Annotated in this window: 10 protein-coding genes; 6 read left to right on the top strand and 4 right to left on the bottom strand. The window is 57.5% G+C overall.

Features of this window, described 5'->3' with window-relative positions:
* Positions 1 to 769: beta-ketoacyl synthase (locus ABYO54_RS05935; RefSeq protein ID WP_372807323.1), on the bottom strand; the 769-nt coding region annotated here is incomplete at its 3' end.
* Between the two features lie 184 nt (positions 770 to 953).
* Between ABYO54_RS05935 and ABYO54_RS05940 the strand changes: the two genes are divergently transcribed.
* Genes ABYO54_RS05940 through ABYO54_RS05950 form a run of 3 tightly spaced genes read left to right on the top strand, consistent with a single transcriptional unit; the run spans position 954 to position 4,931 of the window.
* Complete coding sequence (locus ABYO54_RS05940; RefSeq protein ID WP_372807324.1) at positions 954 to 2,114, top strand: OmpP1/FadL family transporter; 1,161 nt, start codon at positions 954 to 956, stop codon at positions 2,112 to 2,114.
* A 9-nt stretch (positions 2,115 to 2,123) separates the two neighbouring features.
* Positions 2,124 to 3,314, top strand: coding sequence for a sensor histidine kinase (locus tag ABYO54_RS05945; RefSeq protein ID WP_372807325.1), 1,191 nt, complete (start codon positions 2,124 to 2,126; stop codon positions 3,312 to 3,314).
* A 6-nt stretch (positions 3,315 to 3,320) separates the two neighbouring features.
* Entirely contained in the window at positions 3,321 to 4,931 is a 1,611-nt protein-coding gene (locus tag ABYO54_RS05950) for an FAD-binding oxidoreductase (protein WP_372807326.1), read from the top strand.
* Positions 4,932 to 4,954: 23 nt separating this feature from the next.
* Here ABYO54_RS05950 and ABYO54_RS05955 read toward each other — a convergent pair whose 3' ends face one another.
* Entirely contained in the window at positions 4,955 to 6,049 is a 1,095-nt protein-coding gene (locus tag ABYO54_RS05955; protein WP_372807327.1) for a U32 family peptidase, read from the bottom strand.
* Between the two features lie 134 nt (positions 6,050 to 6,183).
* On the opposite strand from ABYO54_RS05955, the gene ABYO54_RS05960 reads away from it, so the two are divergent.
* Together ABYO54_RS05960 and ABYO54_RS05965 are read left to right on the top strand one after the other, a co-directional pair.
* Positions 6,184 to 6,798: a glycerol-3-phosphate acyltransferase gene (locus tag ABYO54_RS05960; protein ID WP_372807328.1), complete on the top strand. Its 615-nt coding sequence runs from the start codon at positions 6,184 to 6,186 to the stop codon at positions 6,796 to 6,798.
* The gene (locus ABYO54_RS05965) at positions 6,799 to 8,421 is read left to right on the top strand and encodes a GNAT family N-acetyltransferase (RefSeq protein ID WP_372807329.1); all 1,623 of its coding nucleotides are present in this window, start codon (positions 6,799 to 6,801) and stop codon (positions 8,419 to 8,421) included.
* Between the two features lie 30 nt (positions 8,422 to 8,451).
* On the opposite strand, the gene rdgC is transcribed toward ABYO54_RS05965, so the two are convergent.
* Positions 8,452 to 9,552 (bottom strand): recombination-associated protein RdgC, encoded by a 1,101-nt coding sequence (gene rdgC, locus ABYO54_RS05970; RefSeq protein ID WP_372807330.1) that lies wholly within the window; start codon positions 9,550 to 9,552, stop codon positions 8,452 to 8,454.
* Positions 9,553 to 9,638: 86 nt separating this feature from the next.
* Positions 9,639 to 11,261: a TonB-dependent receptor plug domain-containing protein gene (locus tag ABYO54_RS05975; protein ID WP_372807331.1), complete on the bottom strand. Its 1,623-nt coding sequence runs from the start codon at positions 11,259 to 11,261 to the stop codon at positions 9,639 to 9,641.
* Positions 11,262 to 11,447: 186 nt separating this feature from the next.
* Between ABYO54_RS05975 and ABYO54_RS05980 the strand changes: the two genes are divergently transcribed.
* Positions 11,448 to 13,769 (top strand): GH92 family glycosyl hydrolase (locus ABYO54_RS05980; RefSeq protein ID WP_372807332.1); only part of this gene is annotated, 2,322 nt, incomplete at its 3' end.

The following is a 13,769-nucleotide window of genomic DNA, read 5'->3' on the forward strand; positions in this document are numbered from 1 at the left end:
CTAGGCTTTCAATGATGATCAGTCCAGCTCCCTCGGCAGCAACGCCTCCGTCTCTCCGTAGGTCGAACGGTTTACAGGCATGTTTAGGATCCTCGTTTTGCGTCGAGACTTTTCGCGACTTGCACATACACTGAAATACATATTCGGTGATCGTTGAATCGCTACCGCCTACAATGGCGATATCGCTTTTCTTATTTCTAACCATATCGAATGCTACGGTAACGGCATCAAGGCTCGATGCGCACCCGTTAGAGACCGTTTGTATTCGCGCATTCAGTCCATAGGTATAGGCAATGGTGCTTGAGGCGGCATTAGGTATGCCCGTCACGGCTGAATAAGAGGTCGCAGGTTCGGCGCGCAGATCCATGGCGGTTGTGCTAACGCCAAGAACTATTGGAAGTTGGGGAATGGTTTTGAGGAACTCCATCGAAAATCCAGCATCGGAGACCGCTTCTTTCGCTGCTACCAATGCCAGTTGGGAAAACCGCCCCATCCGTTTAGCCTTCTGCCTGGGCTCGAAGAAATCTTTCGGGTCGAATCCGGGAACTTCACCTCCGATTCTGCATGAAAGGCCCGACGCATCGAATAGGGTGATGGGGCCGATGCCGGACTCGCCGGCGAGGAGGGAATTCCAGAAGGCCTCTTTGCCAATGCCATTGGCCGCAAGCACTCCCAGCCCGGTTATAACTACTCTGTTTTTGCCGATCACGCGCCTGAACTCCCCGTTGGAATCGGTGACACTTTGCAACATCCGGTCGCTGTGCCACATCCCTGTACAATTTTGTACACGATAGAATATCAATATGTTGTATATATCAAGAATTATTACACTACCTATGGGCGAAATTCTTGCTGACAGCCGACATGCCCATTGCTATAACTTCACCGATTGAATTCAAACCAGCAATACAGGGGGTAAGTCCATGAGGAATAGTTGCAAATACTTAGTTGCAATGGTTTTGCTATCTTCCGGTGCGTCAAGGGTCGGGGCGGATGGTTACAGGAATCCGCCGCCAACCGCAGAGGGCTTGGCGAAGGGGAGCGCAAACGCGGCCTTTGTGGACGATGCGTCCGCCACATTCTACAATCCGGCCAATCTAGGGATGCAGACGGAAAAGTCGCTGGTGGTGGCCGGGACGTTTGCCCGTTCCGAAACCACTTACTCGCCGTTGCCCGGCGTTGAGCTTAAATCGGACGATCCGTTGCAGGTGCTTCCCAATATTTTCTATTCGCAACCTGTTGGGTTGGAAGGCTTGGTTGTGGGGCTGGGGCTCTCGACTCCGTATGGGCAAAACGTTTCATGGGATGCCGTGACGTTGGTTAACCCAGCCACCGGGGTTGTCGAAGCGGTTCCTTACGAAGCGGAAGTGGTCGTGCTGAATATCAATCCGACGGCGTCCGCCAAGTTGCGGGAAAATCTTTATCTGGGTATCGGTGCGGACATTTTCTATTCGGACTTCACGCTGAAAGCCCTCTTTCCGTCGGGCGATCCAACTGCGCCGTTCGATGTCGAGGGTAGCGGCGATGGTTGGGGCATCGGCGCAAACGTTGGCCTGACTTGGCTGCCCGCCGAAGGCCACCGCGTTGCGCTGACCTACCGCAGCCGCGTCGATGTGACCTATAAAGGCGATTTCAAGGCAGACTACCCGAATACGGGCGATTTCCAGACCACGCTGAAATATCCGAACACCTTCGGAGTCGGCTATGGCGTTCAGGTTAGGGACAACGTTCAGGTCGAGGCTTTGGTCGAGTGGTTGGAATGGTCGGTCAACGACACGCAAACAATCGATGCGGGCGGTGCCGAAATAGCCCTGGACAACAGTTGGGACGATACCTTCACCCTGAACTGCGGGATCGACTGGGCGGCAACCGATGCCCTGGCCGTTCGCGCGGGTTACACCTATCTGCCGTCGCCCATCCCGGACGGCAGTGCTTCGCCGTTGCTCCCGGATCTCGATCGCCACGTGCTCGGCATTGGTTTCGGATGTTTGATGGGGATGCACCAGCTCGATCTCGCCTATTCCTACAGCATCTACGACGACCGCGAAACGACAACCGGAACTTATGAGGTTGATTCCAATCTCGTTTCCATGACATATTCCTTGTCTTTTTAGGGACATGAAATGATTGCGGAAACAACGGATAAGTTGGGAACGGTATTGGTCATCGACGACGAGCGCGGACCGCGCGAAAGTCTGAGGATGGTTCTCAAATATGATTACGACATGTTTTTGGCCGAGCGCGTCGATGCCGGAATCCAACTGTTGCGCGAGCAGGAGCCCGACCTGGTCATCATGGATATCCGCATGCCGGAGAAAAGCGGGATCGAGGGGTTGCAGGAAATCCGCGAGATCAATCCGAACGTCTCCATCGTCATGCTTACGGGCTACGGCGATCTGGAAACCGCCCAGCAGGCCATCCGCTTCGGAGCCAACGACTATCTCCAAAAACCGTTCGATACCGACGAAATTCAAGCCGTCGTGAAAAAGTATGTCGAGCGGTCCAAGTTGCATTCCCGCAAGAGGCAGGCGCAGGAAGAGCTGAACAAGATGACCCAGTCGCTCAGCCGGGAAGTCGGCAAGACCAACAAGCTGACTTCTCTGGGTGCGGCTTCGTCGGAGCTGGTACGCGACCTGCGCAATCCGCTCACCATCATCCGCGGCTACCTCGACCTGCTGAACTACGAGTTGAAGGAAAAGCAGGAATCGACCTCCGAGGAAATGAGCGAATACCTCGACCAAATCGAAACCAACGTGGAGCGTTGCGCGGAGTTGGTTGAATCGTGGCGTTCGCTCGGTCGCTTCGATTTTTCGCAGATGCAACGCCTAAACCTCCCCAAGCTCGTGACCGATTGCTTCCGCGATGCCGCCGCCCATTCCGAAATTTCCTTCTCTGTTCAGGTTGAAGGGCCGGAAGACCAGTATGAGATGCTCGGCGAGCGCCTGCAGGTCAAGCGCGCCTTTCAGAACCTGATCGACAACGCGGTCGAAGCTCTCGATCAACAATGCTCGCCCGTCATTGTCGTTGTTTTTTCAATTACCAACAACGACATCGACGTCAAGGTCAAGGACAACGGCTGTGGGGTGGACCCGCAAAAGATCCGCTGGATTTTCGAGCCGTTCGACACGGCCGCCACCATTGAAAAGGGGGCGGGGTTGGGGCTGTTCATCACCAAGAAGGTGATCGAGGAGCACCGGGGCTCGTTGCAGTTCGAGAGTCGGGTCGGCGAGGGCTCGGTCGTCACCGTCAAGGTGCCGCAGGCCCATACCGCCTTGGGCTATTTTTCCAGTCCCGAATCTTTGGTCCAGGCCTAGTTCGCCATGTCGAATACCCTCTCCGTCGCCATCGCCGCTTGGGAAGCCGAACTCGGCACGGATGCCGTAATTGCCGATGCCGAAGGGCTTGAGCTCTACACCCCAAGCGTATGCGCTTCCGAACGGCAGGTTGTCGCCGTGCTCAAACCTGAAACGCATGAGCAGGTGCAGCGAATCGTTGCCGTGGCCAACGACCATAAGGTTCCGCTCTATCCGATTAGTACGGGAAAGCAGTGGGGTATGGGGTCGCGGCTTCCTGTGCGCGACGGAGCGGCGATCGTCGACCTCTCCCGCATGAACCGCATCATCGCGATCGATGTTCAATATCACTATGCCGTTGTTGAGCCTGGGGTTACGCAAAGGCAATTGTTGGCTCATATTGCTGAACACAACCTGCCACTGATGCTCAACGTTACGGGTTCCGCATCCGAGACCAGTTTGATTGGTAACGCTTTGGATCGGGGGGTGGGCTATTTTGATTCGCGCGTCGAGGGCATGTCCAGCATGCAGGTTGTACTCGGTAACGGCGAAACCATCCGAACCGGGTTCGGGCATTATGAAAATGCAAAAACGAAGAATCTCCATCCCCCCGGCATCGGACCGTCGCTGGACGGCCTTTTTCCGCAAGGGAATTTTGGAATCGTAACGTCCGCCTGCATCGATCTGATGCCGAAACCCGAAGCACACATGGCGGCCATTATTAAAATCGACGACGAGGAGCGGTTGCCTTTGCTCATCGATGCGCTTGTGCAATTGCGTTCCAGCGGGGTGTTTCTAACGGTGGCGCATGTCGGAAACCGCGAGCGGTCCTATGCCACCCTGGCTCCGCTTCTTTATGGACAGCTGGTTGAAGGGGGCGATCCGGAAGGCGCCGCGACCCGGGAAAAAGCCATCCGGATGCTTGAGGATGCCGGCTTCGGTCCGTGGAGCGCAGCCGTAGGGGTTCTCGGCACCAAGGCCCAGCTCAAGCTGGCCAAGAAGGAGATTCGGAAATCCTTAAAGCATTTTGCCAAGACCATGTTTCTTGACGATGCCTTGGTCGGTAAAGCCATGGCTCTCGGTGAGGCCCTTTCCTTCATACCTTTTGTTCGAAAGCAATGGATGATGCTCCGGGCCGCTAGGACGGTGTATGGCTTTACCCGTGGCGAGACAACCGATGAAACCCTGAGGTCCGTTTACTGGTCGGCGGGGGATTATGATCATCTTGACGCGCCCAATCCCGATGCAAGCAATAGCGGGGTGTTGTTTTGCGTGCCGATTGTTCCTGCATGCGGAAAAGACGTCTTCGAGGTGGCGGATTGCACTCGCGAAACGTTTTCCCGTCATGGCTTCGAGGCAGCCTTAACCTTCAATCTTATGAATACCAAGGCCATGGAAGGTGTGGTTAGCCTCTCGTTCGACCGTCGCAAGCGCGATCGGGTTGCCGCCGCCAAAGCCTGTATCCAGGAGATGGAAACGCGCTACTTGGAGATGGGCTATCCTCCTTACCGGGTGGGCATCAACTCAATGCCAACGGTGGTCAACGAAGATGATCCGTTCTGGCGAACCGTTCGCGACCTCAAAAAGGTGCTGGACCCCAACCATATCATTTCCCCGGGACGCTTCAATCTGGTCTGAAGCGTCCTGCCGGGCTACGGATTCTATTGAATCCGCTTATAGGGATCGTTCTGGGTGAGGAACTGGGCCCCGGCCGCAAGAACCTCTTCTGCGCCCGTGCCGGCGAGCGCTTTCTTGGCGAAGCGATCGCAATAGCAATGTTCCGCGCAGTTCTTTGTGCAGAAGTGGTCTTGTTCGACAAAGGGTTTGAGGAAGCCATCCAGCTTCTGGTTATCCAGCTTAATCTTCAGCGGGTTGACCGGGGAAAACAGGAAAAGCAGTTCAAAGAGATTGCCGTCGTACGATTCGTCGATATAGCTCTGCAGTGCCCGCAAGGGATCGCCCGTCACGACTGTGGTCCGTCCCTGAATCTTGAAGTATTCAATGCCGATGTCGCTGTAATACTTTAGATCCTCCGGCCGAATCCATGCCGCTTTCATCAACGTGCTCGGATCCTTGTGGGTGCGCAAGGCACAGCGGTGCGTGTAGAAATCGCTGCCCATGCCGTTGGCTACGCAAATGGAATCGCCCGCAATCTGGTTGTAGTGGAAGATGCGGTAGGAGCAGTCTTGCTGGCAGAACGAATTGATGATGATTTCCACCTTGTCGCCGAATACGTCCACGATGCTTTTCAGCGTCTTGAAATCGCGGGTGATCGACTCGTCGACCACGATGCGTTCAACACCGCGCCGCTTCATCTCCAGCGCTTTGTTCGCATTGTTGATATTGCACAGAACCGAAGCGCGGATTGCGAATCCCGGTTCCATTTCGGCCGCAATCTCGATCAATCCCGGGAGCGAGAGCGTCAGGCTGCGTATACCCGCATCATAGAGCTCGGTGAGGAAGCGCCGATATTCAGCCACGCCCTCCTTGGTGAATTCCATGTTGTTCATGTAGGGGGTGTTGATCGTATAGTTGAAATCGATGTTTAGCTTGGCCGAATGGGCTACATACGCTTTCAGTTGGCTCAGGTCTATTGGGGGTAGATGCTGCGTTGTGCGGCCCGAGCCAAATTGGTTGTCCACTGAAATATTTCCATAGGTTTCGGCAATTCTGGCGTCGTCGTGGGTGCGGTTGATTTCCGCATAGGCATCGAGGGTTTCCGTTTTAAAGTCCGCAGGCATGCAGAAGTATTTCATATCGGGCTCCGGGTTGAGATTTGCGATTTGATAACATACTACCGATGGGGAAACGCTTCGACAACCGGTTTGTCGGCAAACATTCCACACTTGCGCGTTGAAAAAGATTTGGACGCTGTTAAGGTGTCAAGAGTATGCCAGTACTGGGGGGTGGAAGCATGGCCGGCAGGGATGCCATATGTATATTGATCGCCTATTTGCTGGGCGGCGTATGTACGGGTTACTACGTGGTTCGGTTGAAGTCGGGGATCGATATCCGGGAACACGGAAGCGGCGGCGTGGGGGCGCGCAACGTGGGCCGCATTCTTGGAAAGCCGGGGTTTGTCGTCACCCTGCTCGGCGACTCGCTCAAGGGGGTGGTTGCCATACTCCTTGCCCGCAAGTTCGAGATCAGCGAAGCCGCCGTAGCCCTCGTGGTGGTCGCCGTCATCGCCGGGCACATCTGGCCGCTACCGTTGCAGTTGCGCGGCGGTCGCGGAATCGCCACCGCCATTGGCGCCTATCTGGCATACGATCCCTACCTGGCGTTGCTGTTGCTCGGTTTGACCGTGGTGCTAATGGCGTTTCGCCGCGGATTCATCCTGAGTGGTTTGGCGGCGTTTCTCGTGCTGCCCGCCGCGGCCTTCGCGCTCAAGCGGCCCGGTCATACGGTTGCGGCGCTGGCGGGGGCATCGGTCATCATTCTGTTCGCTCATCGCGAACGCATCCGCCAGGCGTTTGCCGAAGTATTACCCCAAAAGGAGGCCTAGATGGGTTTGCTCGATGGATTCATTTTTAAAATCGCGGATCAGCCGTGGGAGATCGATGCGGTCAATGCGCTCAACTACAAAACCTTTGTCGAAGAGATTCCCCAGCACGCGCCGAACCCCGAAGGGAAGCTGGCCGACAAGTTCCATGAAGAGAACACCTACATTGTCTGCGTCCACGAGGCGAAAAAGGTGCTCGCCGGGATGATTGCTTTTCGCGACAAACGGCCCTTTTCGCTCGATGCCAAGTTGCCGGACCTCGATTCGTATTTGCCGCCGGAGCGCTCGCTGTGCGAGATCCGCCTGCTGGCCGTTGAAGAGGAATACCGCTACACCCGCATCTCGCAAGGGCTGATTGCAACACTGGTGCAGCATGCCATCGACTGCGGCCACGACCTTGCCGTCATCTCGGGAACCGTGCGCCAGATCAAGCTCTACAAATTCCTGGGCTTCGTTCCCTTCGGCCCGTTGGTCGGCGCCGAGGGCGCGCAGTACCAACCGATGTATCTCACGCTCGAGGCCTACAAAGATCTGAAAGGGCGCTCCCGCGCCTTCGCCAAGGACGAGCCCGAGCTGGCCAACGACGACACCTTGCTCTTCAACTTCCTGCCCGGCCCCGTCGATTTTTCCCGGCAGGTGCAAGAGGTCTACGGCGAAAAGCCCTGTTCCCATCGGGGGAATGCCTTCGCCAAAGATTTCCAGAAAGCCCGCGAACTGCTGTGCGGGCTCACCCAGGCGCGGCAGGTCGAAATTCTCATGGGTACCGGGACGCTGGCCAACGACGCCGTCGCCGCGCAGTTATCGTTGCTCTGCCAGACCGGCTTGATCCTCGTCAGCGGCGAATTCGGCCGCCGGCTCGTCAGGAATGCCAACGGAGCAAAGCTTTTTTTCCACACGCTGGAAGTTCCCGAAGGGCAGGCCTTCGCCCGGGCCCAGATCGAGCAGATCCTGAACAAGCATTCCGACATTGAGTGGATTTGGGGGGTGCACTGCGAAACTTCGACGGGCGTACTCAACGATCTGGAAATGTACAAGGAGGTTTGCGCCGCTCGCGGCATCAAGCTTTGTCTGGACTGCATCAGCTCCATCGGCACCGTCCCCGTCGACCTCTCCGGCGTCTATCTCGCCTCCGGCACCAGCGGCAAAGGCTTGGCTTCCATTGCCGGGCTTTCGATGGTCTTCCACAACCACGATCTCGAATCCGCGCCCGACGATATTCCGTGCGTGCTTGATCTGGGGCTTTATCAAGAGGAGGGCGGCATCCCGTTCACCGTGCAGTCCAACCTCGTCTACGCCCTGTTGGCCGCCCTCGAGTCGCACGATTGGAGCAAGCGGTTTTCCGAGGTGCGTAAATGGTCGAAGTCGATCCGCCGCAAGCTCGCCGAAATCGACGTACCGATCCTGGCGGCCGACGCCTGCGCCATGCCCGCCGTCATCACCATCGCCCTGCCGGAAATCCATTCGTCGGAAACCATCGGCGACAAGCTCAAGGAGCACGGCGTGCTGATCAGCTACCGCAGCCACTACCTGCTCGAACGCAACTGGATCCAGGCCTGCATGATGGGGGCCGAGCACCGGCCCTCCGATAAATTCGTCCGCCTGCTCAAGAAGGAGTTGAAAAGGTAGCCGTTCGAAGACCCGGAACCGCTTGCTTTTCTACGCCGTCGTCGGGCGCTCGGCGACCCACAGGCGCATGGCTTTCTGGGTCTCTTTCCACTCTTTTTCGTCGTTGCGTTCCTTCACGAACTTGGAATAGAGGTGGAAAAAGATTTCGCGGAAGGTTTCGAGCAGCACCATGCGCTCCTGGAATTTACCAACCCGGTCGAACGTCTCGGTCTGCGGCAGCTTGAGGCTGCGGAAAACGAACTCGTCGGCGTCGAACGCGAACTGCCACGTCTCTTCGCCGCGGACGAAATGCACCTTCGCCTTTTTCAGTTTCTTGCCGCTGATCAAGGCGCTCTTCAGTTCGGCGCTGAGCATCGGCATGCCCTTGCGCAGGCTGATCTCGTGCGCGCCTTTGCCTTCCATCACGAAGGTGAGCGGCCCTTCGAGCATGTAGGCGATCTCGCCGGCATCCGGCACGTTTTCGATTCCGCCGCGCTTTTCGGAGCAATACCAAAGCCACATCAGGAATTCGCGTCCGGCGGTGCCGTCGACCATCCCGTCTTCGAGTTCGTCGGAAAAGCTGCACGGACCCCAATGCTGGACATCGACGCCTTCGGTCTTGGCGGCCATGGTGTCGGGATCGGCGGGCTGGGCGCTGCAGCCCGTGGTTTGCATCAGGCTCAGCACGAAGGCGTCGACCTGTTTTTCGGAGGTGCCCGAGGCGTAGATCATGTGGGAGCGTTCGTCGAACACGAATTCAATGCCCTTGAGTTGCGGCGGCATGTCCGGCAACAGGCGCTCCTTGACCTGTTTCTTGATTTCGGAGCGTTCGGTCTGCTTGAGGTATTGTTTGCCATCGGCCTCCATGACGGCGATCTCTTCGACGGCGCATTCGGCATTGAGAAGCGAGGCGGGCACTTTCTTTGTGGCTTGCGCCAGCGTCAGCCGCAGGTAGCCGCCGAGAAAGGCGTTCTCTTCCGTGATGTTCCGGTCGAGCAAATGGCGGCCGGCCACCCAGCCATGGATCTCTTCTTCGGCCAGCGTGTTCAGCGGCGGCAACGCGTGCGCCGCAAACTTGTCAACATCCTCCACCGTCAAATCGCGCGACGCGAAAAACATGCGGAAACCCAACGATCCCTTTTCAAAACCCATTTCTAAAACCTCAGTTTTTTAACCACAAAGGCACGCAGGACGCGAAGCTTGGTGCACCTAGGTGCGCTTAGTGTCTTTGTGGTTCATTACCATTGAACAGCCAGTCCGGCGGTGACGGTGGTGGGTTCCGGCTCCAGACCGGGGATGGCCTCGAAGTCGGAACCCCACAAATTATCCACCAGAAGCGAAAGGCGGATAGTTTTGGCGTAGCGCGGAAGATAATGCAAGCCCAGGGATGCATCGGCCCCGAAATCGCTGCCGGAGCGGGCGGGGTTGCCGGTTTGCAGGCGCAGGGTTTGGGCGAAGCGGATGGCGAATTCGTCGAGGAATTTCCAGTAGGCCGAAAGGTTGAGCATATGCGCGGGATAGTCCGTTTCGTAGAGCCCGCCCGAGCGATCGTTATCCTTGTGCACCCACTGGTAGGCGGCTTCGAGCTTCAGGTTTTCCGAGGGATAAAAGCGGATCGTCGAATCGAGGCCGGCAATATGCAGGTTGCCCAGATCCGTTGCCGCGCCGCTGATCCAGTCCGATGCGTTTTCAAGCCGGCGGTGGAAGCCGGCCACGCGCCAGTCGAGGCTGGCCGAAAGGAACTGCCGGAAGCCCAGCTCCGTGTTTTGCGATTTCTGCATCTGCAGCAACGGATTGTTTTCCAGCGTCTGGAAGTCGGGTTGCTGGACGGTTTCCGAATAGGTGGCATAGACCGTGGCATTGTCGGTGGCGAACCAATCGACGCCCGCCTGCGGCAACCACTCGGCACTTTCCTCCGTTTGGAAAACAGTGTTCAACCCGGCCTTCAGGGCAAAGCGTTCGAACCGCGCTTCCGGCATCGCCAACAGCGAGCCGCGCGAGCGGTCGGCCTCGAGATCCTTGCTCACGCGCTCGTGTTCCAGGTCGCCGCGCAGATAGAGCGCGATGTGCTGGATTTCCAACGTGCGGCCCTCGACCGCGAACGCCCCGTAGCGGGAGCGCACGTCGCTTGCGTAAAGCGAGGAGGGAATCAGGTATTCGCTGTCGAATTCGCGATACGCCGCGCTCGTCCGCACATAGGCGCCGTCCATTTCGCCCTTGGTTGCGCCGAGGAACAGCAGCCGGTCGTAGGTGCTTTGCTCGGCATAGGTGTCCGGCGCAATCCCGTAGTAGCCCTGCGCCCCGAACTCCTTCGATTGGCTGGCGGCGACGAAGTCGAGCTGCCAGTCGTCCTTAAGAAACCGAAGCGTGGCGCCGCCCGTGAACCGCTCCGAGCCGTTGGCGTCGTGATCAACGCCGTGCGCCTTTTCCCAGTCGATGAAACCGCCGACGTTTTCCCCGCCGCCGATTGCCGTGGCCTGGTAGCGTTCCTGGGAGCCGATCCCCGCCGAATACTGCGTCAACGGCCCGGGCGCTTGGAGGGTATAGTCGGCCGTGCCGGTCAAATGGCCGGAGGCATTGCCCAACCCGGTTTGCACCGACGGGGCCGAAAGCAGGTGGCCAAGCAAAGGGAGGTCGGAATTGAAGTGCGCCGAATAGGGAACCTTCAGGTTCAGGCCGTTGAGCGAAATGCCTGTTCCCGCATAGCTGCCGCCGCGAATCGACAGGTCGTGTTGCGCCAGCCCCTGCGAATTGACCAACACCTCCGTCTCTTCCCGCAAGCCATACTCGATGCTGCGCGTATCCACGAAATCGGCCACGCAACAGGAGGCAACGAACAGGGCTGGAATCAATTTTTTCATCTTCGCGACAGAGTAGCAGGGCCCAAGGGCGGAACAAACAAATTCCGCATTGTCGTCGAACGGAGCTCATGGTTGACTAACTCCCCGGCTTCAACTACATCCTCAACGGCGGACGCGTTCGGGAATGCCTTCCCGGGCGGATTCCTATCCAGGGATGCGCACGATTGCACCAAAACAGAGCGGACCATGCACAGATCAAAAACAGCCCATTTCCTATTGCCGCTGGCCATCTTATTGCCGGCGTATGCCCAGCCGGAAAAGGAACCCGTCGATTACATTAATCCGATCATCGGGGCGGTGACCTACGGCAAGAAAACCAAGGATGCGCACGGCTTCGGCAAAACGTTCCCGGGAGCGGCCACGCCTTTCGGGCTGGTCCAGCTGAGTCCCGACACCTTTACCGGGGGCGACAACGGCAGCGGATACTCCTACGAACACCCCACCTTGGAAGGGTTCAGTTTCACGCATATGAGCGGGGTGGGCTGGTTTGGCGACCTGGGGAATTTCCTGGTGACGCCAACCACCGGGGAGCTCGTCACCAACCGCGGGATTCCCGAGGAGCCCGACCGCGGATATCGCTCGCGCTTTTCGCACGAGACGGAAGTTGCGCAAGCCGGCTACTATGCGGTCACGTTGGACGACTACGACGTGCGGGCCGAACTAACCGCGGCTCCGCGGGCCGGCATCATCCGCTTCACCTTTCCCGAAAACGCTCGTTCGCGCATTCAAAACGATCTGTCGCGCCGGGTCGGCGGCACGTCCACCGAGCAGTACGTAAGAGTCGAAAACGCGAATACCATTTCGGGTTGGATGAAATGCCCGCCGGAAGGCGGCGGCTGGGGGGCCGGCGCCGGCAACGCCGACTACACGGTCTATTTCTGGTGCCGGTTCAGCAAGCCCCTGAAAAATTGGGGCATCTGGAGCGCCAACCTTCCGGACGAAGGCAGAAAGATGCGCCATATTCGACAGCCGGCATATCAGGATGCCGTGGCAAACGCGCCGCGCTTTCAAAACGCCACCGAGAAGCGCGGAAAGCACCTCGGCTTTTACACCGAATTCCCCACCCAGGCGGGCGAGCGGGTTTTGCTCAAATGCGGCATCTCGTTCGTGAGCGTCGACGGGGCCCGGAAAAACCTGGAGCACGATATCGACCACTGGGATTTCGATGCAGTGCGCCGGCAGGCCCGCGGTTTATGGAGCCAGGCGATCGAACAAGTTGCCGTGTCGGGCGGGTCCGAAGCGGAAAAGACGATTTTCCATACCGCCCTTTATCACACCATGATTGATCCGCGCGCCTTTTCCGATGCCGATGGGAACTATGTCGGGGCAGACAAAAAGGTGCACCGAACCGACGGCTTTACCTATCGCACCATCTTTAGCGGATGGGATGTCTTCCGTTCGCAGTTTCCGCTGCAAACGATTATCCATCCCGGGTTGGTGAACGACGAAATCAACTCCTTGCTGCAAATGGCGGAGCTGAGTGGCCGGGCCTATTTGCCGCGGTGGGAAATGCTGAATTCCTATTCCGGATGCATGTTGGGCAATCCGGCGGTTTCGGTCATCGTCGACGCCTACGAAAAAGGGATCCGCAACTACGATGTCGAGAAGGCGTTCGAGTATTGCAAAAACAGCGTCGACACCTTTGGAAACGAGCCGTTGGGCTTTACGCCCAACAGCATCTCGAAAACCTTGGAGTATGCCTATTCCGATTGGTGCTTGGGCAAATTCGCCGAATCCCTGGGCAAACGGGAAACAGCCGCCGAATATTTCAGGCGGAGCAAGAATTATGAAAATATATGGAACGAAGAGGTCGGCTGGTTCCGGGCGCGCGACGAGTCCGGCGCCTGGTTGCCCTGGAAAGGAAAGACCGTACACGGGCAAGGATGCATCGAAAGCAATCCGTTCCAGCAGGGGTGGTTCGTTCCGCACGATATGGATGGGCTGAAGCAATTGATGGGCGGGCAGGGCCGTTTCAGGGATACGTTGGTTGCGTTTTTCGAAAACACCCCCGCCGACTTCCTCTGGAATAACTATTACAACCATCCGAACGAGCCCGTGCACCACGTCCCGTTTATGCTGAATGCCGCCGGAGCGCCTCACCTCGCCCAAAAATGGACCCGCAACATTTGCGCCGCGGCCTATGGAACCGACGCCTACGGGCTGTGCGGAAACGAAGATGTTGGCCAGATGTCGGCCTGGTACGTTTTGGTGGCCATGGGCATCCATCCCATTTGTCCGGGGGACAACAAATACCAGATCACCAGTCCGGTTTTTAACAGAATAGAAATCAGGCTGGATGCCGATTACTACCCGGGGAAGACGTTCTCCATCATCGCCAACAACAATTCAGCCGAAAACCGCTATATCCAGTCGATGTCGTTGAATGGCGCTCCGCTGGAAAGATATTGGATCACGCATGCCGAAATCGTGTCGGGCGGCGTGTTGGAAATGGAGATGGGGCCGGCATCCTTCCCGGACAAGCCGCCTAAAAATCCCGCCTCAGGTAAC

Origin of the sequence: Pontiella sp., from assembly GCF_041622395.1 — a bacterium.
GTDB lineage: Bacteria > Verrucomicrobiota > Kiritimatiellia > Kiritimatiellales > Pontiellaceae > Pontiella.

What these genes read in the sequence shown, in the direction of transcription:
- ABYO54_RS05940 (WP_372807324.1), top strand. Translation starts at nt 954, where the DNA reads ATGGTTTTGCTATCTTCCGGTGCGTCAAGGGTCGGGGCGGATGGTTAC.
- ABYO54_RS05945 (WP_372807325.1), top strand. Translation starts at nt 2,124, where the DNA reads ATGATTGCGGAAACAACGGATAAGTTGGGAACGGTATTGGTCATCGAC.
- ABYO54_RS05950 (WP_372807326.1), top strand. Translation starts at nt 3,321, where the DNA reads ATGTCGAATACCCTCTCCGTCGCCATCGCCGCTTGGGAAGCCGAACTC.
- ABYO54_RS05955 (WP_372807327.1), bottom strand. Translation starts at nt 6,049, where the DNA reads ATGAAATACTTCTGCATGCCTGCGGACTTTAAAACGGAAACCCTCGAT.
- ABYO54_RS05960 (WP_372807328.1), top strand. Translation starts at nt 6,184, where the DNA reads ATGCCAGTACTGGGGGGTGGAAGCATGGCCGGCAGGGATGCCATATGT.
- ABYO54_RS05965 (WP_372807329.1), top strand. Translation starts at nt 6,799, where the DNA reads ATGGGTTTGCTCGATGGATTCATTTTTAAAATCGCGGATCAGCCGTGG.
- rdgC (WP_372807330.1), bottom strand. Translation starts at nt 9,552, where the DNA reads ATGGGTTTTGAAAAGGGATCGTTGGGTTTCCGCATGTTTTTCGCGTCG.
- ABYO54_RS05975 (WP_372807331.1), bottom strand. Translation starts at nt 11,261, where the DNA reads ATGAAAAAATTGATTCCAGCCCTGTTCGTTGCCTCCTGTTGCGTGGCC.